General features: G+C 61.1%; 18 protein-coding genes. 15 read left to right on the forward strand and 3 right to left on the reverse strand.

Annotated elements, in window-relative coordinates:
* Window positions 1–16: 16 nt before the first annotated feature.
* From ACFC20_RS12940 to ACFC20_RS12955, 4 genes are all read left to right on the forward strand, one after another.
* Entirely contained in the window at window positions 17–1,012 is a 996-nt protein-coding gene (locus ACFC20_RS12940) for a peptidase U32 family protein (protein ID WP_375193370.1), read from the forward strand.
* A gap of 13 nt (window positions 1,013–1,025) precedes the next feature.
* A complete protein-coding gene (locus tag ACFC20_RS12945; protein ID WP_375193371.1) occupies window positions 1,026–1,919 on the forward strand; it encodes a U32 family peptidase in 894 nt (297 codons plus the stop codon).
* Window positions 1,920–1,990: 71 nt separating this feature from the next.
* A complete protein-coding gene (locus tag ACFC20_RS12950) occupies window positions 1,991–3,031 on the forward strand; it encodes a sodium:calcium antiporter (RefSeq protein ID WP_375193372.1) in 1,041 nt (346 codons plus the stop codon).
* 34 nt (window positions 3,032–3,065) lie between these two features.
* The gene (locus tag ACFC20_RS12955) at window positions 3,066–3,437 is read left to right on the forward strand and encodes a DUF488 domain-containing protein (RefSeq protein ID WP_375193373.1); all 372 of its coding nucleotides are present in this window, start codon (window positions 3,066–3,068) and stop codon (window positions 3,435–3,437) included.
* Here the strand turns inward: ACFC20_RS12955 and ACFC20_RS12960 are convergent.
* From ACFC20_RS12960 to ACFC20_RS12970, 3 genes are all read right to left on the reverse strand, one after another.
* The gene (locus tag ACFC20_RS12960) at window positions 3,406–3,912 is read right to left on the reverse strand and encodes an SCP2 domain-containing protein (protein WP_375193374.1); all 507 of its coding nucleotides are present in this window, start codon (window positions 3,910–3,912) and stop codon (window positions 3,406–3,408) included. The two genes, ACFC20_RS12955 and ACFC20_RS12960, sit on opposite strands and share 32 nt — an antisense overlap.
* A gap of 68 nt (window positions 3,913–3,980) precedes the next feature.
* A complete protein-coding gene (gene narL, locus ACFC20_RS12965) occupies window positions 3,981–4,640 on the reverse strand; it encodes a two-component system response regulator NarL (RefSeq protein ID WP_375193375.1) in 660 nt (219 codons plus the stop codon).
* A gap of 17 nt (window positions 4,641–4,657) precedes the next feature.
* Entirely contained in the window at window positions 4,658–6,517 is a 1,860-nt protein-coding gene (locus tag ACFC20_RS12970) for a histidine kinase (RefSeq protein ID WP_375193376.1), read from the reverse strand.
* Window positions 6,518–6,695: 178 nt separating this feature from the next.
* Between ACFC20_RS12970 and ACFC20_RS12975 the strand changes: the two genes are divergently transcribed.
* The 11 genes from ACFC20_RS12975 (at window position 6,696) to nosZ (ending at window position 22,188) form a co-directional block, all read left to right on the forward strand.
* Complete coding sequence (locus ACFC20_RS12975; protein WP_375193377.1) at window positions 6,696–7,964, forward strand: nitrate/nitrite transporter; 1,269 nt, start codon at window positions 6,696–6,698, stop codon at window positions 7,962–7,964.
* Window positions 7,965–8,110: 146 nt separating this feature from the next.
* The gene (locus ACFC20_RS12980) at window positions 8,111–11,854 is read left to right on the forward strand and encodes a nitrate reductase subunit alpha (RefSeq protein ID WP_375193378.1); all 3,744 of its coding nucleotides are present in this window, start codon (window positions 8,111–8,113) and stop codon (window positions 11,852–11,854) included.
* The gene (gene narH, locus ACFC20_RS12985; RefSeq protein ID WP_375193379.1) at window positions 11,851–13,425 is read left to right on the forward strand and encodes a nitrate reductase subunit beta; all 1,575 of its coding nucleotides are present in this window, start codon (window positions 11,851–11,853) and stop codon (window positions 13,423–13,425) included. Before ACFC20_RS12980 ends, narH begins: the two co-directional genes overlap by 4 nt.
* A gap of 10 nt (window positions 13,426–13,435) precedes the next feature.
* On the forward strand, window positions 13,436–14,176 hold the full coding sequence (narJ, locus tag ACFC20_RS12990; protein WP_375193380.1) for a nitrate reductase molybdenum cofactor assembly chaperone: 741 nt from the start codon (window positions 13,436–13,438) through the stop codon (window positions 14,174–14,176).
* A 23-nt stretch (window positions 14,177–14,199) separates the two neighbouring features.
* Complete coding sequence (gene narI / locus ACFC20_RS12995) at window positions 14,200–14,877, forward strand: respiratory nitrate reductase subunit gamma (RefSeq protein WP_375193397.1); 678 nt, start codon at window positions 14,200–14,202, stop codon at window positions 14,875–14,877.
* A 241-nt stretch (window positions 14,878–15,118) separates the two neighbouring features.
* Window positions 15,119–15,925 (forward strand): peptidylprolyl isomerase, encoded by an 807-nt coding sequence (locus ACFC20_RS13000; protein WP_375193381.1) that lies wholly within the window; start codon window positions 15,119–15,121, stop codon window positions 15,923–15,925.
* 424 nt (window positions 15,926–16,349) lie between these two features.
* Window positions 16,350–17,102, forward strand: a complete 753-nt coding sequence (locus ACFC20_RS13005) for a Crp/Fnr family transcriptional regulator (RefSeq protein WP_375193382.1) — start codon at window positions 16,350–16,352, stop codon at window positions 17,100–17,102.
* A gap of 40 nt (window positions 17,103–17,142) precedes the next feature.
* Window positions 17,143–17,523 carry a putative zinc-binding protein gene (locus tag ACFC20_RS13010; RefSeq protein WP_375193383.1) on the forward strand — a complete coding sequence of 127 codons (381 nt, stop codon included), beginning with the start codon at window positions 17,143–17,145 and terminating at the stop codon, window positions 17,521–17,523.
* Between the two features lie 36 nt (window positions 17,524–17,559).
* Window positions 17,560–17,961, forward strand: coding sequence for a ribonucleotide reductase subunit alpha (locus tag ACFC20_RS13015; RefSeq protein ID WP_375193384.1), 402 nt, complete (start codon window positions 17,560–17,562; stop codon window positions 17,959–17,961).
* Window positions 17,962–18,127: 166 nt separating this feature from the next.
* A complete protein-coding gene (gene nosR, locus ACFC20_RS13020; RefSeq protein ID WP_375193398.1) occupies window positions 18,128–20,227 on the forward strand; it encodes a transcriptional regulator NosR in 2,100 nt (699 codons plus the stop codon).
* Between the two features lie 65 nt (window positions 20,228–20,292).
* Window positions 20,293–22,188 carry a TAT-dependent nitrous-oxide reductase gene (gene nosZ / locus ACFC20_RS13025; protein ID WP_375193385.1) on the forward strand — a complete coding sequence of 632 codons (1,896 nt, stop codon included), beginning with the start codon at window positions 20,293–20,295 and terminating at the stop codon, window positions 22,186–22,188.
* Window positions 22,189–22,360: the final 172 nt, after the last annotated feature.

A 22,360-nucleotide genomic window follows, 5' to 3' on the forward strand; every position in this document is an offset into this window, starting at 1 on the left:
AGCAGCGGAGACAATCATGGAACTTGTGTGCCCGGCCGGCAGCCTGCCGGCACTGAAAACCGCGGTGGATAATGGTGCCAACGCGGTGTATTTCGGTTTCAGGGACAGCACCAACGCCCGCCAGTTTGCCGGCCTGAACTTCAATGAACAGCGAGCGGCCGAGGGTATCGAGTATGCCCGGCTGCGGGGCGTAAGGGTGTTCTGTGCGATCAACACCTACCCCCAGCCAGACGGCTGGGCGCATTGGAAGGGTGCGGTGGACCGCGCCGCCGGCCTCGGGGTGGACGCCATCATCCTGGCGGATATGGGACTGCTCGACTACGCCGCCAACCGCTACCCCCACATCCCCCGTCACCTGTCGGTACAGGGCTCCGCCACCAGCCACGAGGCGCTTTCCTTCTACAAGGACAATTTCGATATTCGCCGGGCGGTTCTGCCGCGGGTATTGTCGCTGGACCAGGTTAGCGGAGTTGCCGCGCGCAGTCCCGTCGAGCTGGAAGTCTTTGCCTTCGGCAGCCTGTGCATCATGGCGGAAGGGCGCTGTTATCTGTCCTCCTATCTTACCGACGAGTCCCCCAATACCCGTGGCGCCTGCTCGCCGGCCAAGGCGGTGCGCTGGCAGGAAACCCCGCAGGGTCTGGAATCCCGGCTGAACGACGTCCTCATAGACCGCTACGGTCCCGGTGAGTCGGCGGGCTACCCGACTCTCTGCAAGGGCCGTTTTGAAGTGGAGGGCAGTGTTTATCACGCCATTGAGGAGCCGGTGAGCCTGAACACCCTGGACCTGTTGCCGGAGCTTGCGGCCCTGGGCATTCGCGCAGTGAAGATTGAGGGCCGGCAACGCAGCCCTGCCTACATTGCTGAGGTGGCACGTACCTGGCGCCATGCCCTGGACAACCTGGCCGAGGGTGCCGATCACTTTACGGTGGAGCCTCAGTGGCAGAAATCCCTGGCGGGCCTGTCCGAGGGCGGTCTGACCACCCTCGGTGCCTACCACCGAAAATGGAAATAGGGGGTATAGTCTGATGTTGAACCTGTCCCTTGGGCCGATCCTGTGGTTCTGGTCCCGACAGACGGTTTTCGAGTTCTACGCCCGTGCCGCCGAATGGCCGGTGGATACCGTGTACCTGGGCGAGGTGGTGTGCTCCCGGCGTCGGGAGCTGAAACCCGATGACTGGCTGGGCCTGGCCCGGGATCTCAAGGGCTGCGGAAAGAACGTTGTACTCTCCACGCTCACACTGATTGAATCCGATGCCGACCTGCGCCGGCTTCGCCGGTTCTGCGAGCAGGGCGAGTTCATGGTGGAAGCCAACGACCAGAGCGCTGTGCAGGTGGCCATCCGCAACGGCTTGCCGTTTGTCACCGGTCCGTCCATGAATATCTACAACGTTGCCACCCTGAAGCTACTGGCCAGGCAGGGTCTGCAGGGCTGGAGCCTGCCAGTGGAGCTGGGCCGGGAAACCTTGGGCCACCTTCTGCAGGGACTTGAGCGCGAGGGCCTCGCCCTGCCGGCGGAAGTGTTTGCGTGGGGCTTCCTGCCCCTGGCCTGGTCGTCCCGTTGCTTTACAGCCCGACACTACAACCTGCCCAAGGACAACTGCCAGTTCCGCTGCATCGAGCACCCGGACGGCCTGGAGCTGCGTTCCCGGGAGTCGCAGGAACTGTTCCGGATCAACGGCATTTCCACGCTGTCTGGCGCGCGCTACGACCTTATGCGGCAACTGCCGCTGATGGCGGACATGGGCGTCTCAACGGTGCGGCTCAGCCCCGAGCACCAGGGTATGGAAGAGGTGGTTCACCGATTTGATCAGGTGCGCCGCGGGGAGATGCCAGCCGTCGATCCGCTGCAACTGGTGGAGGCACCGCCCTGCAATGGCTACTGGTACGGTCAGCCTGGTATGGCACAGGTGATGGAGTAGTGGCACCCCGAGGTTGAAAAAATGCAGGGTGCCCGCAACACTTCCGTTACCAACGTTTCACCACAGAAGGGGTGCTTATTCTCGAGTTGCTGATCTGGGTGGCGGTTGCTGCGGTTGGTACCGCTGTCGTCTGGAAGGGAAGTGGTCTCCTTGAGGCCGCCAGTGAACGTCTGGCCCAGTATTACCGTTTGCCGGAGATCGTGCAGGGCGCCATTGTGGTGGCCATCGGTTCAAGCTTTCCCGAGCTGGCAACGGTGGTCGTCTCCACTCTTGTTCATGGCGAATTCGAACTGGGCGTCGCAGCCATTGTCGGTTCCGCACTGTTCAACATCATGGTCATCCCCGCCCTGAGTGGCCTGGTTGCCCGGGAACAGTTGGCAACCAACCGCGACCTTGTCTACAAGGAAGCGCAGTTCTACATGATCGCGGTGGCCGCGCTACTGCTGACGTTTTCCTTCGCCGTTATCTACAATCCCGTTGAATCAACCGGGGGCCAGTTACAGGGTGAGCTCACCCGTGGGCTCGCGTTCCTGCCCCTGGTGCTCTATGTGGTCTATGTGTTTGTCCAGTACCAGGACACCATGGACTATCAGTCCAACGAGGATGTCTCCCACATTCAGCCGGCTAAGGAGTGGGGTAAACTGGCGGTGGGACTGGTGCTGATTCTCGCCGGTGTTGAAGGGCTGGTTCGCGCGGCGGTCAATTTCGGCGATATTCTCGGTACGCCCAGTTTCCTATGGGGCATCACCGTGGTGGCTGCCGGTACCTCGATCCCGGACGCCTTCGTTTCGGTGCGGGCCGCCCGCAAGGGAAAGGGCATTACAAGCACGGCCAACGTCCTTGGCAGTAACATCTTCGACCTGCTCTGCTGTATTCCGATAGGCGTCTTGATCGCCGGCACCGCAGTGATCAACTATTCCGTGGCCGCGCCCATGATGGCGGTGCTGACCCTGGCCACGCTGATCCTGTTCCTGATGATGCGCACGCACATGATCGTGAGCCGAACCGAGTCCTGGAGTCTGCTTGTGCTCTACGGTGGCTTTGTGGCGTGGATTGCCCTTGAATCGTTCAATGTAGTCAATCTGCTGGTGAATTTCCCACCCGGTTCGTGAGAATCCGGGTCCACGGCAAGGAGGTGACAGGACCATGGACATCCGACTGAAACGCGCCTACGAAGCACCCGCCCGCTCCGATGGACCTCGGGTGCTGGTAGACCGCATCTGGCCCCGGGGTGTGTCAAAAGACGATGCCGACATCGACCACTGGCTGAAGGGGCTGGCACCGTCCACCGAGCTGCGGAAATGGTTCGGACATGATCCGCAGAAATGGCCGGAGTTCTGTGACCGCTACCTGAAAGAGCTCAAATCCGATGAGGCCGCAGAGGATCTTGCGACACTCGCCAGGATCCTCGATGAGCACCAGCGCATAACGCTGGTGTTTGCCTCCAAAGACACCGAGCACAATAACGCTGTGGCGCTGAAACTCTTTATGAAGGATGAGGTGTTTTCCGAAAGTTGAGAGGGGGCTTGATGCGCCACTCCAGACTATCCAGCAGGTTTTTCAACGCCAATCCGAGCTCGGTATCGCCCTCGATGATCAGGCGGCGCTGGAAGAACAGCTGATCGGGGTCCTGTCGTCGCTCTGCCAGGGTTTTGAAGGCGGCCAGTGAGCCGCGGATCGTGGCTTCGCCGGGGCCATCAACCACACGCAGGCGACCGGCCCAGAAGCCAATGGTGATGCCCGGTTGTCCGCCGTTTACTTCCAGTCGGATGCGCCGGCCCGCGAACTCATCGAATTCGCCGTCGCTGATTGCCCGGGCGAACAGGCGATTCAGGGGCGCCTCTGCCACAAGCTGTTTGACCGGCATCGGAATTTGTTGATCGATAGCAGCAATCAGTGGCGCGGGGGAGGGCAGGTACTCCCGGATAACGGTAAGTGTCTGGCTTGTCAAAGGGGATTCAATGGAGCCAACCAGGGGCAGGGATAAGGCCATGCTTTACTCCGTGCGGTTAAAAACCTGCACAGGGTAAAGCAAAGCCCGCCGTTGCGATTTGATAAAACTCAGCCTTTGTGGAGGCCCTCCTCCACGGCCCACACGGCCACCTCCACCCGGGAGCGCAGGTTCAGCTTCTTGAGCAGGTGTTTCACGTGTACTTTGACCGTGCCGTCGCTGATGTCCAGCTTGCGACCGATCATCTTGTTCGACAGTCCTTCGGCGATCAGTCGCAGGATGTCTTTTTCCCGTGGGGTCAGACTGTCGTAATCCGGGCGCGAGGTCTGCTGGGGCTTGTTGGAACGCAGGGCCTGGGCCAGCAGCGTGGTCAGCCGGTCGCTGATCACCATTTTGCCAACGGCGGCCTGGTGCAGCTGGGTGATCATGTCCTCGGGTTCCATGTCTTTGAGCAGGTAGCCGTCGGCGCCGGCGCGAAGGGCGGCAACCACGTCGTCTTCCTGATCCGATACGGTGAACATCACAATCCGGGAGCTGATGTTCTGTTCGCGGAGCTTCCGCAGCGCCTCGATACCATCCATCTCTGGCATGTTCAGATCCATCAGGATCAGGTCCGGCTCCAGTTCTGTGGCCAGTCGAATGCCATCGGCGGCATTGCTGGCTTCGCCGGCCACGACCATATCCTCTTCCATGTCGATGAGCTGTTTGATGCCTTGGCGCAGCAGCGGGTGGTCGTCAATCAGCAGTATGGTTGCGGGGGATTCAGACATCGGGCTCTCTCTTGTTGTCAGGCGCTGGACGATTCCAGTGCAATAAGATTTCGGGTTTTGGGTACAAAGGACAGCACCACTTCAACGCCACCTTCCTCGCGGTTGCGCACCTTCACCTGGCCGCCCAGGGTTCGGGCGCGATCCTGCATGATGATCAGGCCGTAGTGGTTCATGGGCTGATCACCCCCGGGCAGGCCCTTGCCATTGTCCCGGATGCTGACCCGCACCTGGGGCGACTCGAACAGCACGTCCACGCAGATGTTGCTGGCGTCCGCGTGTTTCACCGCATTGGCCAGCCCTTCCCGGACGATCTGCAGGGTATGGATCTCCTCATTAGGGGAGAGGGTCTGGGGCGGCAGGTTGTAGTTGAGCTCCACCGGTTTACCCAGGCGCTCGGAAAATTCCGCGATGGTTTTCTGCAGGGCGCTGTACAGGTCCGGCGTGTCCAGCTTCAGCCGGAAGGTAGCCAGCAGTTCCCGCAGCTGCCGGTAGGCGCTGTTCAGCCCGGTACTGAGTTCGTCCAGTATGGCTTCATGGGTGGCCTGTTGTTCGCCGTCGATATTCAGGCGTCGCAGTCGGGCCACCTGCATCTTGAGGTAGGACAGCGACTGGGCCAGGGAATCGTGCAGCTCACGGGCGATCACAGTACGCTCCTCGGCCAGGGTCTGCTGCTGCTCCTCGGTGACCTGCCGTTCCAGGAAAATTGCCGTGGCCAGCTGGTCGCTGAGGGTCTCCAGCAGCCGGCGATTGGTTTCGGACAGGCCGGTCTCCACCGGGTACCAGACTTCCAGCGTGCCCAGCAGCTGGCCTGGCGTGCGTATCGGCAGCAGCAGGCGACGACCGTCGTTATCCTCTACCGGGAGTTCGTCATACACCTCCGGGGTTACCAGGCAGGCGTTGCAGTGGTGATCCCGGCAATAGAAGGGCCGTTCGCGGGTGGCGGTGGTAATGGCCTCGATCGGTTCCGCCGACTCCCGGTCATGGAGGTAGAGACGGATGGGGCCGATGCCCAGCAGCTGCTCCAGTTCCTGCAGCATGGGAATGGCGCCATGGCACAGGTCGTGGTTGGCAAACAGCTCGCGGCTTGCGGAGTGCAGCAGTTGCAGCGCCGCGTGACTTCTCTCGAGTTCTTCGGTTTTCAGCCGGGCCCGCTCTTCCAGCTCGTAGTAAGTCAGGGCCAGCTCGCTGGTCATCTGGTCGAACGCCTGGCCCAGCTGGGCCAGTTCATCGGAGCCGGCCAGGTTGGCCTTGTGGGAAAAGTCCTGTTCGCCCACGGCGGTGGCAATGCCCACCAGCTTGCGCAGTGGCCGGAGAATCCGGTTCCTCAGGTCGATAAACAGGGCCACGATGATCAGTATGGAAAACACCAGGCTGATAATCTGGATCAGGTGCAGAAGATCGATTCGGGCTTCGGTGCGTTGTTCCAGCATGCCCACCAGCCGGTCGACATCTTCCACGTAGGCCCGGGTGGCGGCCAGCATCTCCCCGCGTATGGGGGCTCCCTGATCGTGTCCTTCCAGGGCCGGCCGTAGACCGGTGTTCCAGGCGTTCAGAATGGTCTGGTACTGGAGCGCGAGGGGATGATCCCTGCCCTGGGGAACCGCGGCCTGGATGGCTGGCGCTGTGAGCCGCTCCTGGTACCGGTCCAGCATGGTGGCAATGCCATCCTGGCCGGGCTGCTCCGCTGACGGCGTTGCGATTCTGGACAGCAGCTGGAAAGCACCCATCCGTAAGGCGCCTGCCAGGTTGATGGCGGTGGCGTTACCTTCAATACTTTTCGACACCGCAAGCGTGGTCGCCATGCTGACAAGTGCGGTCAACACAACGGCGCCAACGACAATGGCAATTCGGTGGACAAGCGGGCTTCTGGGTGTCATTCGATCTCGTACGCGTCAATGCCTGTAGGCGGCGGACTGATTATGCCCCGCCGGCGACCTCCCTGATACCTCCTTGAGGATAGTCAATTACCCCGATGGTTGGTAACCCATCATAAACTTTGACCCCTTCCGGATCAAAAGATGAAACTGAAAAGAAGCTTTTGAATGAGCAGGGGTCATGATATCCGAACGGGAGCGCGTGAATGAGCGTCTGGCATCACTGGCCGTGGTGCTGCCACTGGCGTTGGCCGGCTTTGTGGTTGCCGCCGGATGCTGGACGCTGTTTGCAGTGGCCGGCGTGCATTTGCGCCTGGAACTGGGGCTGAGCGACCTCCAGTTCGGTTTGCTGTTGGCCATGCCCATGGCCGTGAGCGCTGCACTCGCCATTCCGTCGGGGCTGGCCGCCCAGAAATTGGGGGCCCGCCGGGTGATGCTGGTTTGCCTCGCTGGGCTCGCTGCCTGCATGCTGATCCTGCTTACCACCGACACTTTCCCCGGGTACCTGCTGGCCGCTGGTGGGTTGGGGCTGGCCGGGGGCTTCTACAGCGCCGGGCTACAGTTCGTGACCGGTCATTGTGAATCGCAGCGGCTCGGCCTGGTGCTCGGAGTGTTCGGTGCCGGTGTGACCGGCGCCGGTTTCAATTACTATCTGGTGCCTCTGTTCCACGAGGCCTTTTCCTGGCACGGGGTGCCGCTCGCCTATCTGATCGTACTGGTGCTGATCATTGCCCTGCTGTTGCTGCTCACGGAGCCGGAAGATGCCGAGGCGGACCCGCTCGCCGAAACCTCGGTGCGGGTACTGCTGCAGCGCATGCGACGAAAACGCGCCGGGCAACTGTGCGCCTATTTTGGCGTGGTGGCTGGCAGCTTCTTCGCCCTGGCTCTGTGGTTGCCTGACTATCTCTCGGCACAGTTCGGGCTGTCGGTGGATGCCGGGGCCCGGTTGGCCCAGTGGTTTGTTGTTCCCGGTGCCCTGGCCCAGATGGCCGGGGGGTATCTGGCAGACCGGTTCGGCAGTGCCCGGGTGGTCAGCCGCGCGCTGCTGGTCTGCCTGGTCTCGCTGTTCGTGCTGTCCTACCCGCCCATGACCCTGTTCATCCAGGGGGTGGACCAGACAATCCAGGTGGAATTCGCCTTGCCTCTGCCGCTGGAGGGCCTGTTTGTGGTGCTCCTCGGACTGGCGCTGGGTTGCACCATGGGTAGCCTGCAACGGCTGGTGATCATCGAGAACCGCCCGGTGGCAGCGTTCGTTGCCGGTCTGCTGCTGGTGAGCGCCTTCTCCGTGGCGTTTGTGCTTCCCGTGATCTTCAGCGGCGTGAACTACTGGCTGGGTATCCGCAGTGCCGTTTTCATGATCCTGTTCTTCCTGCTGGTCAGCTGCCTGTTCCTGTTCGCACGGGAAAGCCGGCGGCATGAGCGCCAGAGCCTACTCCACCCGGGTGTATAGGTGTTCTACCACCAGGGTGGTAGAGGTGGGTTATGAGGTAGTAACCACGCAGATTTTACGGTTTTGCTCACACACAATGGTCTCAATTCGAAGCAACGATCCGTCAAACAGGTTGATGGGTTGATGGGTTGATGGAGAGAGAGACCATGAGTCATTTGATCGACAAACTGAACTACTTCAGGAAGAAGCGCGAGCCGTTCGCCAACGGCCACGGCGAAACCCACGAAGTGAGCCGTGACTGGGAAAACAGCTACCGCCAGCGCTGGCAGCACGACAAGATCGTGCGCTCCACCCACGGCGTAAACTGCACCGGCTCCTGCAGCTGGAAAATCTACGTCAAGAACGGCCTGGTGACCTGGGAAACCCAGCAGACCGACTACCCGCGTACCCGTCCGGATTTGCCCAACCATGAGCCTCGCGGCTGCCCCCGTGGTGCCAGCTACTCCTGGTACATGTACAGCGCCAACCGCCTGAAGTACCCGCTGATGCGCAAGCACCTGATGAAACTCTGGCGTGCAGCGAAGGTTGAACACCAGGATCCGGTCGACGCCTGGGCCTCGATTGTCGAGGATCCCAAGAAGACTGCCGAGTACAAGCCCCGTCGCGGCATGGGTGGCTTTGTTCGCTCCAGCTGGAATGAAGTGAACGAGCTGATTGCCGCCTCCAACGTCTATACCGCCCGCAAGTACGGCCCGGACCGGATCATCGGCTTCTCGCCGATTCCCGCCATGTCCATGGTCTCCTACGCCGCCGGCAGCCGTTATCTGTCCATGATCGGTGGCGTGTGCATGAGCTTCTACGACTGGTACTGCGACCTGCCGCCGGCCTCCCCGCAAACCTGGGGTGAGCAGACCGACGTGCCCGAGTCCGCCGACTGGTACAACTCCGGCTACATCATTGCCTGGGGTTCCAACGTACCCCAGACCCGTACCCCGGACGCCCACTTCTTCACCGAAGTCCGTTACAAGGGCACCAAGACCGTCGCCATCACTCCGGACTACGCGGAAGTCTCCAAGCTGTCCGACGAGTGGCTGAACCCCAAGCAGGGCACCGACGCCGCCCTGGGCATGGCCATGGGCCACGTGATCCTGAAGGAATTCCACGTCGACAAGCCCAGCGAGTACTTTACCGACTACGTGCGCCGCTACACCGATATGCCGTATCTGGTCATGCTGGAAGAGAAAGACGACGGCAGCTTTGTGCCGGGCCGCTTCCTGCGTGCCAGCGACCTGGTGGATGGCCTGGGCGAAGAGAACAACCCCGAGTGGAAGACCATTGCCATTGACGAGAGCACCGGCGAGCTGACCGCGCCGAACGGCTCCATCGGTTATCGCTGGGGCGAGAAGGGCAAGTGGAACCTGAAGCAGACCGCCAAGGACAAAGACGTCAATCTGCAGCTGTCCATGGTCGAGAAGCACGACGACGTCGTTGACGTTGCCTTCCCGTACTTCGGTGGCATCGAGCATGACCACTTCCAGCACGTGGAAATCAAGGATGTCCTCAAGCACAAACTCGGCACCCGCAAGGTCAAACTGGCGGATGGCTCCGAAGGTCGTGTCGTCACCGTTTATGACCTGATGGTTGCCAACTACGGCATCAGCCGTGGTCTGGGCGAGGATGATGGTGCCACGTCCTACGATGAAGTGAAGCCCTACACCCCGGCCTGGCAGGAGAAGATCACCGGCGTACCCGCCGAGAAAGTAATCCGCATTGCCCGTGAGTTCGCGGACAACGCCGACAAGACCAAGGGCCGTTCCATGGTCATCGTGGGTGCCGGTATGAACCACTGGTACCACATGGACATGAACTACCGTGGCCTCATCAACATGCTCATTATGTGTGGCTGCATTGGTCAGAGCGGTGGTGGCTGGAGCCACTATGTTGGCCAGGAAAAACTGCGTCCGCAGACCGGCTGGCAGCCGCTGGCGTTCGGCCTGGACTGGCAGCGTCCGCCCCGTCACATGAATTCCACCTCCTTCTTCTATGCCCACTCAGGCCAGTGGCGCTACGAGAAGCTGGGCGTGGACGAGATCCTGTCGCCGCTGGCGGACAAGTCGAAATTCGGTGGCAGCCTGATCGACTACAACGTGCGCGCCGAGCGCATGGGCTGGTTACCGTCCGCGCCCCAGCTGAACCGAAACCCGCTGACCATCGCCGCAGAAGCCGAAAAGGCAGGCATGGAAGTGGCCGATTACGTGGCCCAGTCACTGAAAGACGGCTCTCTGGCTTTTGCCAGTGAGGATCCGGAAGCGCCGGAAAACTGCCCGCGTAACATGTTCATCTGGCGCTCCAACCTGCTGGGTTCCTCCGGCAAGGGCCACGAGTACATGCTCAAGTACCTGCTGGGCACCAAGAGCGGCCTGCAGGGCAAAGACCTGGGCGTGGAAGGCGGTGCCAAGCCGCAGGAAGTCACCTGGCACGACACAGCGCCAGAAGGCAAGCTCGATCTGCTGGTGACCCTGGACTTCCGCATGTCCACCACCTGCCTGTACTCCGACATCGTTCTGCCGACCGCGACCTGGTACGAGAAGAACGACCTGAACACCTCGGATATGCACCCGTTCATCCACCCGCTGACCGCTGCCACCGATCCGGCGTGGGAAGCGCGCAGCGACTGGGAAATCTACAAGGGCATCGCCAAGGCCTTCTCCAGGGCGGCGGAAGGCCACCTGGGCGTCGAGAAAGACGTGGTCACACTGCCGCTGCTCCACGACGCACCGGCCGAGCTGGGCCAGCCGTTCGATGTAAAAGACTGGAAGAAAGGCGAGTGCGACCTGATTCCGGGCAAGACAGCGCCCAACTTCGTCACCGTGGAGCGGGACTACCCGAATACCTACGCCCGTTTTACCTCGCTTGGGCCGCTGATGGACAAGCTGGGTAACGGTGGCAAAGGCATCAACTGGAACACCGAGAAGGAAGTGAAGTTCCTGGGTGACCTGAACTACAAGCATATCGACGGCGCCAACGCGGGTCGCCCGAAGATTGAAAGTGCCATTGATGCGGCGGAAGTGATCCTCACCCTGGCGCCGGAAACCAATGGCCAGGTGGCGGTGAAAGCCTGGGCTGCGTTGTCCGAGTTTACCGGCCTGGATCACACCCATCTGGCGAAGAACAAGGAAGAGGAAAAAATCCGCTTCCGGGACATCGTGGCGCAGCCGCGCAAGATCATCTCCAGTCCCACCTGGTCTGGCCTGGAAGACGAGCATGTGTCCTACAACGCCGGCTACACCAACGTGCACGAGCTGATTCCCTGGCGCACCCTGACCGGTCGTCAGCAGTTCTACCAGGATCACGAATGGATGCGTGCCTTCGGTGAGAGCCTGCTGGTGTATCGCCCGCCGATCAACACCAAGACCGTGAGCTACATGATCAACCAGCGCAGCAACGGCAACCCGGAGAAAGCGCTGAACTGGATCACGCCGCACCAGAAGTGGGGTATCCACAGCACCTACAGCGACAACCTGCTGATGCTGACCCTCTCCCGCGGTGGCCCCATCGTGTGGCTGAGCGAGGACGATGCCAGGGAGCTGAGCATCGAGGACAACGACTGGATCGAGCTGTTCAACGCCAACGGCGCCATCGCGGCGCGGGCGGTGGTGAGCCAGCGGGTCATGCCCGGCATGGTGATGATGTACCACGCCCAGGAGCGGATCGTGAACATTCCGGGCTCCGAGATCACCGGCACCCGGGGTGGCATCCACAACTCGGTCACCCGGGTGTGCCCGAAACCCACACACATGATCGGCGGCTACGCCCAGTATTCCTACGGGTTCAACTACTACGGCACCGTCGGCTCCAACCGCGATGAGTTCGTGGTGGTGCGCAAGATGCACAACGTCGACTGGCTCGACGGCGAAGGCAATGACACTGTTCAGGAGGCTGTAAAATGAAAATCCGTTCCCAAGTCGGCATGGTGCTGAACCTGGACAAGTGCATTGGTTGCCACACCTGTTCAGTCACCTGCAAGAACGTCTGGACCAGCCGCGAAGGCATGGAATACGCCTGGTTCAACAACGTCGAGACCAAGCCTGGTATCGGCTACCCGAAAGAGTGGGAGAACCAGGACAAGTGGAAGGGCGGCTGGATGCGCGACAGCTCCGGCAAGATCCGCCCGAAGATCGGTGGCCGTTTCCGGGTGCTGGCGAACATCTTCGCCAACCCCGATCTGCCCCAGATCGACGACTACTACGAGCCGTTCGATTTCGACTACCAGCATCTGCACACCGCAGGCGACAGCAAGCATCAGCCGGTGGCTCGGCCACGCTCGCTGATTTCCGGCCAGCGCATGCAGAAAATCGAGTGGGGCCCGAACTGGGAAGAGATCCTCGGTACCGAGTTCGCCAAGCGCCGCAAGGACAAGAACTTTGACCAGGTGCAGGCGGATATCTACGGCCAGTTCGAGAACACCTTCATGATGTACCTGCCGCGCCTGTGCGAGCACTGCCTGAACCCGGCGTGCGTGGCCAGCTGCCCGAGCGGTGCCATCTACAAGCGTGAGGAAGACGGCATTGTTCTGATCGACCAGGACAAGTGCCGTGGCTGGCGGATGTGTGTCTCCGGCTGCCCGTACAAGAAGATCTACTTCAACTGGAAAACCGGCAAGTCCGAGAAGTGCATCTTCTGCTACCCGCGCATCGAAGCCGGCATGCCCACCGTGTGTTCCGAGACCTGCGTGGGCCGGATCCGCTACCTGGGCGTGCTGCTGTACGACGCCGACCGCATCGAAGAAGTGGCCAGCGCCCCGGGTGAGCACGAACTGTATGAGAAGCAGCTGGAAATCTTCCTGGACCCGTTCGACCCGAAAGTGATCGAGCAGGCGAAGAAAGACGGCATCCCGATGAACGTGATCGAAGCCGCCCAGCAGAGCCCGGTCTACAAGATGGCGGTGGACTGGAAACTGGCACTGCCGCTGCACCCGGAATACCGGACCCTGCCGATGGTGTGGTACGTGCCGCCCCTGAGCCCGATCCAGTCTGCCGCCGAGGCGGGCAAGATCGAGTTTGATGGTGTACTGCCGAAGATCGAGAGCCTGCGGATCCCGGTGAAGTACCTGGCCAACCTGCTCACCGCTGGCGATGAGAAACCCATCGTGCGGGCCCTCAAGCGGATCATGGCGATGCGCCTGTACAAGCGTGCCGAGACCGTGGAAGGCAAAGAAGATCTGCGTGCTCTGGAAGAGTGTGGCCTGACCAAGGCCCAGGCGGACGAAATGTACCGCTACCTGGCCATCGCCAACTACGAGGATCGCTTCGTGATTCCCACCAGCCACCGCGAGCTGGCGAAGGAAGCCTTCCCGGATGCCACCGCCCACGGCGAGCGTAACGGCTGCGGCTTCAGCTTTGGCGACGGCTGCAACGGCGACAGCAAATTCAACATGTTCGGTGGCCGCAAGCAGACCACCAGCATAGTTCAGAAGCTGGCGACCGTGAAGCAGGTCGACCCGAAACAGCTGCAGGAATGAGGAGGCCGACATGCAACTGCTGAAAGTACTGGCACGGGTGCTCGAATACCCGAACGAAGAACTCCAGGCCTCCAAAGATGCGCTCACCGCGGCTGTCCTTGAGGACAGCCGGCTGCCCCGGCAGAACAAGGAGCAACTGTTGCGCTGTCTCGACAGGCTTTGCAGCGGCGATCTTCTGGATCTGCAGGAAGCCTACGTGGGCACCTTCGACAAAGGCAGGGCCACCTCCCTGCTGCTGTTCGAACACGTGCACGGCGAATCCCGCGATCGCGGCCAGGCCATGGTGGACCTGATGGAGGAATACCGCAGCAACGGGCTGGAAATCGACGCCCGGGAGCTGCCGGACTACCTGCCGCTGTTCCTGGAATACCTTTCCACCCGCCCCTGGGAGGAGGTCCAGAACTGGCTGGAGGATATCCACCACATCCTGGGCCTGCTGGGCGAGCGCCTGTACCAGCGGGAGAGCTTCTACCACGTGGTGATGGACTCCCTGCTGGTGCTGTCCGGCCGCAAAGCCAACCGCCAGGAGCTGGCGCAGATTGTGGCAGCGGAAGAGCGTGATGACACCCCGGAAGCCCTGGACAAGGTCTGGGAAGAGGAAATGGTGAAGTTTGTTGATGATCAGGGCAGTTCCTGCAGCACCGGCAGCGTGGTTGGCCAGCGTCGCCGGGAGCTGGAGCAGACCCAGACCATTCACCTGAGCGATCAGCTGATGACGGACGCAACGCCCCGTCAGGCAGGACGCGCCTGAGGGCGCAGGAGGAAACGGAAATGATGTCCTATCTGAACACACTACTTTTCGGGGTTTATCCCTACATTGCCATCGCCGTACTGGTGATTGGCACCTGGGCCCGCTACGACCAGGGACAGTTTACCTGGAAGGCCCACTCCAGCCAGATGCTGCGCAAGAAGAACATGGTGATGGCCAGCGTGCTGTTCCATGTGGGCGTACTGGTGATCTTCTTCGGCCACCTGGTGGGCCTGCTGACACCGCACGCGTTCTATGAGCCGTTCATGACCCCGGGCACCAAGCAGGTCATGGCCATCGTGGTCGGCGGCATTGCCGGCGTCATGGCCATCATCGGTGGCGGCATGCTCGCCTGGCGCCGGCTGACCGACCCGCGCATCAAGGCCAGCAGCACCTTTGCCGACAACATGATCATCGTCATCCTGGTGGTTCAGCTGGCGCTTGGCCTGCTGACCATCCTGCCCACCCTGGGGCACCTGGACGGCAGCACCATGCTCAAGTTCTCGGCCTGGGCCCAGGGCATTGTCACCCTCCAGGGCGGCGTGGCCGGCTACATTGCCGACGTGCACTGGATCTACAAGACCCACATCTTCCTGGGCCTGACCATCTTCGTGCTGTTCCCGTTCACTCGACTGGTGCACATGTTGAGTGTGCCAGTGGAGTATGTCGGGCGGAGGTACCAGGTGGTTCGCAAGCGCGCTTAGGAAATAGATACCCTCGCCCCCTCTCCCCTAGCCCCTCTCCCGCGAGGGGAGAGGGGAAGTACACCGAGTACGGGTCGGACTTTAGGTGTCGGCTGTGTAGCCCCCGCTCCCGCGAGGGGAGTGGGGAAGTACACCGAGTACGCGTCTGATTTTAAGAGCAGGCCGTGTAGCCCCCCTCTCCCCTCGCGGGAGAGGGGCCGGGGGAGAGGGGGAAGTGACCATATTTAAGGAGATTCGCACTATGCAACTCATCCCCGTCGGCGACGCCGAAAAACCCAGAAACCAGTTCCCGCCGGTCTATGTGGGTGACACCCTCATCAGCGAAGACGACATCGCCCGGGAAATGCAGCACCACCCGGCCGAAGAAGTCGCCGAAGCCTGGCACGAAGCCGCCCGCAGCCTCGTGATCCGAGAGCTGCTGCTGCAACAGGCAGAGCGCCTGGGCCTGCAGGATGTGGCCGACGAAGAAGACCGCATCGCCCGCGTGCTGGAGCTGGCGCTCAACGTTCCGGACCCCACCGAGCAGGACTGCGAGCGCTTCTACCACGCCAACCCGGCCCGCTTTCGCAGCCCCACGCTCATGGCCGTCAGCCACATCCTGCTCGCTGCTGCCCCAGACGACGTTCAGGAACGCATCCGCCAGGAAGAGGCCGGCCACCAGTTGCTGACCTCGCTGATGGAAGGCCGCTCCCGGTTCGCCGACCTGGCCAAACAATACTCCGCCTGCGAATCCCGCCACCAGGGGGGAAGCCTCGGCCAGATCAGCAAAGGCCAGACCGTCGACGAATTCGAACGCCCGGTCCTTGCGTTGCAGGAAGGCCTCAACCCGGAACTGATCGAAACCCGCTACGGGTGGCACATCGTCCGCGTGGACCAACGCATTGATGGTGAGCAACTCCCGTACGAGCACGTGAAACCCCAGATCCGGCAATACCTGAGCGAAAGCGTCACCCGCCGTGCGTTCCGGCAGTATCTGCAGGTGTTGGCTGCGGAAACCGGTGTGGAAGGTGTCGATCTGGAGCTGCCAGACTCGCCGTTAATGCAGTAGGAAAGCGCGCTACCAAATTCCGGAGGCTGGTGGGGATCTCCTGTCCAAAACTGTCTGCAGCCATGGATGGCTGCAGTCAAGCGCCACATGGGTGAGGCCGAGCGCTTATGAAGCGAAGCTTCATGCGACAGCCGAACGACCGCAATCTGCGATTGCGGGCTGGACCCCGGAGGCGTGCCGCAAGGAGCGAGTTTTGGGAAGCGATACCAGCCGCCAACCTGTGCTCTTCAGTCAATCCGCCAAGACCAAGCCCCAATAGGAACCCATTGAACTCAAATTAGTTGGCAACAAAACACATTGAGCTAGATCAATTACTCCCGAATAATCCCCCAACTACCCCCATGGGGGGAGCGCTTTCCACCCGGTATCCCTCTACTATTTAAAACATGATTTCGAATGCATGAATATGCAGAGAGGATACGCCATGGCACTCACCCAAACCGCCGAAACCCGCTACACAAAACCGGTCCTGGTCGCCGTCAACAAACCCTTCGACGATGAGGACGGCCTGCAGGCCCTGCGCAGCCATCCGCTGTTCCGGACCCTGTCCGGCAAAGACGTGCAGCACCTGGTGCAGCAATCCCGACGCATCCGGTTGGGGCATCACCAGCTCCTGTACCGCCAGGACATGCTGGCGCACCATTTCTTCTTTGTGATTTCCGGTCGCCTGCGCCTGTACCGGCTGGATGCATGCGGCATCGACCGCACCCTCGACAGCATTGCCCCCGGCGACTGCTTTGCCGAAGTCATGATCTACGCCGACCCGCCCCGGTACGCCTGTTACGCCGAAGCCCTGAAGTCCAGCGAAGTGCTGATGATTCCGGTGAAAGCCTACCAGGACCTCCTGGAGAGCAACCCGTCATACGCCCAGGCCGCCCTGAGACATTACGCCAAGCGCGCGGTTTCCCGATTCCATGACCTGGAAATCATGACCGTTCAGAGCGCCCGGGATCGGTTGATCCGCTACCTGATCGACCTGCTGCCAAACGGCGCCGAGGAAGGCGGCGAAGTGGAACTGCCACTGCCCAAATGCCTGGTGGCGTCCCGCCTGGCGATGCAGCCGGAAACCTTCTCCCGGATCCTGGCGGACCTGAAAGCCAACGGCCTGGTGCGGGTGAACCGCAGCCGATTGTTCATTTCCGACCCACAGCGACTGATCGACATCAGCCAGTCATAAACCACGTGCAAGCCTCCAGGCTTTTCGGGAAGGAGGACCAGTGACAGCCAGAAAGCAACGACCACTGATCTACTCATGCTCCGGCTGCTCCGATGTGGCGCAGCTGGCCAACAACGCGGCGGTGGCGCTCGACCATGCCGGGGAATTCGAGATGTCCTGCATCTCCGGTGTTGGCGGCAAGGTAGCGCCGCTGGTGAAGACCGCCCGCTCCGGCCGGCCCATCACCGTGATTGACGGCTGCCCGCTGCACTGCGCCAGGGCCTGCCTCGAGAACATCGGTGTGCAGCCGGACGATCATGTCCGGCTCTACGACTACGGATTCAAGAAACATTACGGGCAAAGCTACGGTGCCGAAGCCGTGGCAGAGGTGTGTGAGGAAGTCCGTAACCGCTCCCGTCAACTCATTGCCCGCCAGGCCTGATCGGCCACGGCCCGACATCGTCAAGGATTTACAACCATGATCAGCAGTTATCAAGACCTTATCCAGGCTTCGCGCAGCCAGCAGGAAGCCCAGCGCCTGCTCTACGTCTTCTGCCGGGCCGAGTTGCCCGACGAAGCCTCCGAAGAGGAAAAAGCCGCGTTCGAGCGCGGCGAGGGCGGCGCCCTCACGCCGGTGATCTGCGTCGACAAGACCCCGGACGAGGCACCGGACTTTGGGGCGCTGGTGGAAGAGTCCCGGGCCACCGGCCAGTCCTGGGATGTGGTGTTTATTGCCGCCATGTCCGGCCGCGGCGGCATGGCGCCATCTACAGACGAAGCGCAGCAACCCCTGACCATGATGGTGGAGTCCATTCGCCTCGGACACATCGGCAACTACCTGCCACTCGACATCGAGGGTAATGCGGTCAGCCTGGGCTGACGGCCATCTATCACTACTGTCTATCACCACAGTCAGCCCCGGGTATGCATAAAGAGGTATTTGATTTCCCTCTGGTTTGTCTAGGCTTGGCAGTGTGCGTTCAAGCGTTTTGGAGCCCCCAGTGACCGTATTTCCCCGCTTGGTAGTTCTGTTGATCCTGTCGCTTATGGCCGGCGGCCTGGGCGCCGCGCCCGTTGGCGAGTACCAGCCGGTCGCCGCCAGGCAGGTGGTGCAGAAGGCCATGCCGTCCGTGACCGACGTGAGTCCGCGGGAAGGCAATCGCGCCATCCAGGAACTCTATGCCGGTGAGGAGTTGGTCGGCTACGCCTACCAGAGTCTCGACTTTGTGCAGACTCCGGCCTATTCCGGCAAGCCCCTGAACATTCTGGTGATTCTGGATACCAGCGGGGAAATCGTGACCAGTCAGGTGATCGAGCATCACGAGCCGATCCTGCTGGTGGGCATCCCTGAAGCCAAGCTGCATCAGTTCACCGACCAGTACGTGGGGCTGAAGGCGGACCAGCGGGTGACGGTAGGTGGCACCTCCACCGAACACAAGGTGGCTGTGGATGGTCTGTCCGGGGCTACCGTCACCGTCATGGTGGTCAACGAAGTCATCATGAAGTCCGCCCACCGCGTGGCCGCCGAGCTGGGGCTGGTTGAAAGCCTGAGCGAGACCCGCCCGCCCGCAGCCAACATTGAGACCGGCGATTTCCAGCAGAAAAGCTGGCAGACCCTGCTGGGCGAGGGTTCAGTGCGGCGCCTGGAACTGACCCGTGGCCAAGTGGACGACGCCTTCAAGGGAACCGCCGCCGAGGGTGTGGATGTAGCGCCAGCGGCGCAGCGCGATGAGCCCCTGATCGACCTCTACACCGCCTATCTGGATGTGCCCACCATCGGCCGCAACCTGCTCGGGGAGAATCAGTTCCAGTGGCTGACCGGCGAACTGAAAGAAGGCGAGCACGCCATTGCGGTGATGGCCAACGGTGAGTATTCCTTCAAGGGCTCGGGGTACGTTCGTGGCGGCATCTTCGATCGGGTCCAGATCCGCCAGTTCGGCGACACCTTCAACTTCCGCGACCTGGATTTCTACAGGCTCAGCGATGTGTACGCCGAGGGCATGCCGGAATTCAGTGAGATGGCGATTTTCATTATCCGCCAGCAGTACAACTTTGATCCTGGCACCGAGTGGACCCTGGAGCTGACGGTCAAGCGCCAGACCGGTCCGCTCGACAGCGAATTCCAGGTGTTCCCGCTGACGTACCAGTTGCCGGAGCAGTACTACACCCGCCCCGAACCGGTCATGACCGAAGAGGACATGCTGGCGGACCAGCCCATGTGGGTGCAGGTGTGGTACCAGCGCGAATTCCAGATTGCGGTGCTGGGTATGGGTATCGGCGTGCTGCTCTTCATCCTGTTTTTCCAGGACTGGCTGGTGAAAAAGCCGAAGATCATGCGCTGGATCCGCCACGCCTTCCTGACTTACACCCTGTTTTTCATCGGCTGGTATGCCATGGGGCAGCTGTCCATCGTCAACGTGCTGACCTTCGTTAACAGCCTGATCAGCGGCTTCAGCTGGAACACCTTCCTGATTGACCCGGTAATCTTCATTCTCTGGGCCGTTGTTGCCGGCATCATCCTGTTGTGGGGGCGGGCGGTGTACTGCGGCTGGCTGTGCCCGTTCGGGGCGCTGCAGGAACTGCTGAACGAAATTGCCCGCAAGCTCAAAGTGCCCCAGTACACCGTGCCGTTTGCCATTCACGAGCGGCTGTGGGCCATCAAGTACATCATCCTGCTGATGCTGTTCGGGGTGTCGCTGGACTCCATGGCCACCGCCGAGCGCCTGGCCGAGGTGGAGCCGTTCAAGACCGCCATCACCCTGAAGTTTGACCGCAGCTGGCCCTTTGTCACTTACGCGGTGCTGCTGCTGGTGGTCAACCTTTTTACCCGCAAGGTGTTCTGCCGGTACATGTGCCCACTGGGCGCAGCGCTCGCACTGCCTAGCAAGCTGCGGGTGTTCGACTGGCTCAAGCGGCGCAAGGAATGTGGCAACCCGTGCCGGCTGTGTGATCACGAGTGTGAAGTCCAGGCCATTCACCCGGACGGGCACATCAACTACATGGAGTGCCATTACTGCCTGGACTGCCAGATGACCTATTTCGATGACCACAAGTGCCCGCCACTGATCGTCAAGCGACGCGGCAAGCGCCGTGGCCATAACGCACCCGGCCATCCGGAGGAGATTCCGGTGGTGCAGGTGACGTGAGCAGTCCAACAAAAAGAAAGTATGAGAAGTAAAACCGCCATTACCAACAGATGGAGTTGGATGTTATGAAAAAGAAAGATGATCTGATCAAGGGCTCACCGGCGCTTCCGGAAAGTGGCCAGAGTCGTCGCCGCTTCATGGGCGCTGCTGCTCTGGCTGGTGTTGCGGGAGCAACCGGCCTGGGCACCGCCGTGATGTCCCGGGAAGCCTTCGCGGCTGCTGCCGAGGAAGCCCGTAACAACTGGCTGATCCACCCCGGCGAACTGGATGAATACTACGGCTTCTGGAGTGGTGGCCATTCCGGTGAGGTGCGGGTACTCGGGGTTCCCTCCATGCGCGAGCTGATGCGGATTCCGGTGTTCAACGTGGACTCCGCCACCGGCTGGGGACTCACCAACGAGAGCAAGGAGATCCTGGGTGACAGCAGCCGTTTCTCCAACGGCGACACCCACCACCCGCATATCTCCATGACCGACGGTCGTTACGATGGCAAGTACCTGTTCATCAACGACAAGGCCAACACCCGCGTGGCCCGGATCCGTCTGGACATCATGAAGTGTGACAAGATCACCACCATCCCCAACGTTCAGGCCATTCACGGCCTGCGCCTGCAGAAGGTGCCGAAAACCAAGTACGTGTTCTGCAACGCCGAGTACGTGATTCCGCACCCCAACGATGGCAGCGACACCAGCCTCGAGAACAGCTTTACCATGTTCAACGCGGTGGACGCGGAAACCATGGAGGTGGCGTTCCAGGTGATTGTGGATGGCAACCTCGACAACACCGATGCCGACTACACCGGCAAGTATGCCTGTGCCACCTGCTACAACTCCGAGAAGGCGCTGGATCTGGCTGGCACCATGCGCAACGATCGCGATTGGGCAGTGGTGTTCAATATTGCGCGTATCGAGCAGGCGGTGAAGAACGGGAACTACAAGACCCTTGGCGATTCCAAGGTGCCGGTTCTGGACGGTCGGGCAGGCTCGGAGCTTACCCGCTACATTCCTGTGCCGAAGAACCCCCACGGCCTGAACACCTCTCCTGACGGCAAGTACTTCATTGCCAATGGCAAGCTGTCCCCCACCGTGTCGATCATTGCCATCGACAAGCTGGACGACCTGTTTGATAACAAGATCGAGCCGCGTGATGCGGTGGTGGCCGAGCCGGAGCTGGGCCTGGGGCCGCTGCACACCACCTTCGATGGCCGTGGCAACGCCTACACCACGCTGTTTATCGACAGCCAGGTGGCGAAGTGGAACATCGCCGATGCCATTCGCAACTACAACGGCGAGAAGGTGGATTACATCCGCCAGAAGCTGGACGTGCACTACCAGCCGGGCCATAACCATGCTTCGTTGACCGAGTCACGGGACGCGGACGGCAAGTGGCTGGTGGTTCTGTCGAAGTTCTCGAAGGACCGGTTCCTGCCGGTTGGCCCGCTGCATGCGGAGAACGACCAGTTGATCGACATCTCCGGCGAGGAGATGAAGCTGGTGCACGACGGCCCAACGTTCGCCGAGCCCCATGACTGCATCCTGGTACGTCGCGACCAGATCAAGACGAAGAAGATCTACACCCGTGATGATCCGTTCTTTGCTTCGGCGCGGGCCCAGGCCGAGAAGGATGGCGTTACCCTGGAGGCCGATAACAAGGTGATCCGTGACGGCAACAAGGTGCGCGTTTACATGACGTCTATCGCGCCGCAGTACGGGATGACCGAGTTCAAGGTGAAGCAGGGCGATGAGGTGACGGTTTATGTGACCAACCTGGACACCATCGAGGACGTGACCCACGGTTTCTGTATGGTGAACCACGGTGTGAGCATGGAGATCAGTCCGCAGCAAACGTCCTCGGTGACCTTCAAGGCGGATCGCCCGGGGGTTCACTGGTACTACTGCAACTGGTTCTGTCATGCGCTGCATATGGAGATGCGCGGGCGCATGATTGTCGAAAAAGCCTGATCCATGGAGGTTGTTGCCGGGGCCCGGTGCTTGGGCCCTGGCAAGCCTTCTGGGTTGGGTGCGGCAAACCGATGGAAGAGGGCTTTCCGAAACACGCCCGCAAGTACTTCCCTGTAGGGCTCGGATCGGGCCATCCATGGCCCTCTACGGTTTCGGAAAGCCCTGTTCCATC

This window comes from Marinobacter sp. (assembly GCF_041984545.1).
Taxonomy (GTDB): domain Bacteria; phylum Pseudomonadota; class Gammaproteobacteria; order Pseudomonadales; family Oleiphilaceae; genus Marinobacter.

Excerpts from the sequence above, each read along its gene's own strand:
- ACFC20_RS12945 (WP_375193371.1), top strand. The coding sequence starts at position 1,026 with ATGTTGAACCTGTCCCTTGGGCCGATCCTGTGGTTCTGGTCCCGACAG.
- narI (WP_375193397.1), top strand. The coding sequence starts at position 14,200 with ATGTCCTATCTGAACACACTACTTTTCGGGGTTTATCCCTACATTGCC.
- ACFC20_RS12970 (WP_375193376.1), bottom strand. The coding sequence starts at position 6,517 with ATGACACCCAGAAGCCCGCTTGTCCACCGAATTGCCATTGTCGTTGGC.
- nosZ (WP_375193385.1), top strand. The coding sequence starts at position 20,293 with ATGAAAAAGAAAGATGATCTGATCAAGGGCTCACCGGCGCTTCCGGAA.
- ACFC20_RS12960 (WP_375193374.1), bottom strand. The coding sequence starts at position 3,912 with ATGGCCTTATCCCTGCCCCTGGTTGGCTCCATTGAATCCCCTTTGACA.
- narH (WP_375193379.1), top strand. The coding sequence starts at position 11,851 with ATGAAAATCCGTTCCCAAGTCGGCATGGTGCTGAACCTGGACAAGTGC.
- ACFC20_RS12975 (WP_375193377.1), top strand. The coding sequence starts at position 6,696 with ATGATATCCGAACGGGAGCGCGTGAATGAGCGTCTGGCATCACTGGCC.
- ACFC20_RS12980 (WP_375193378.1), top strand. The coding sequence starts at position 8,111 with ATGAGTCATTTGATCGACAAACTGAACTACTTCAGGAAGAAGCGCGAG.
- ACFC20_RS12955 (WP_375193373.1), top strand. The coding sequence starts at position 3,066 with ATGGACATCCGACTGAAACGCGCCTACGAAGCACCCGCCCGCTCCGAT.
- ACFC20_RS13000 (WP_375193381.1), top strand. The coding sequence starts at position 15,119 with ATGCAACTCATCCCCGTCGGCGACGCCGAAAAACCCAGAAACCAGTTC.
- narL (WP_375193375.1), bottom strand. The coding sequence starts at position 4,640 with ATGTCTGAATCCCCCGCAACCATACTGCTGATTGACGACCACCCGCTG.
- narJ (WP_375193380.1), top strand. The coding sequence starts at position 13,436 with ATGCAACTGCTGAAAGTACTGGCACGGGTGCTCGAATACCCGAACGAA.
- ACFC20_RS12940 (WP_375193370.1), top strand. The coding sequence starts at position 17 with ATGGAACTTGTGTGCCCGGCCGGCAGCCTGCCGGCACTGAAAACCGCG.
- nosR (WP_375193398.1), top strand. The coding sequence starts at position 18,128 with ATGGCCGGCGGCCTGGGCGCCGCGCCCGTTGGCGAGTACCAGCCGGTC.
- ACFC20_RS13015 (WP_375193384.1), top strand. The coding sequence starts at position 17,560 with ATGATCAGCAGTTATCAAGACCTTATCCAGGCTTCGCGCAGCCAGCAG.
- ACFC20_RS13005 (WP_375193382.1), top strand. The coding sequence starts at position 16,350 with ATGGCACTCACCCAAACCGCCGAAACCCGCTACACAAAACCGGTCCTG.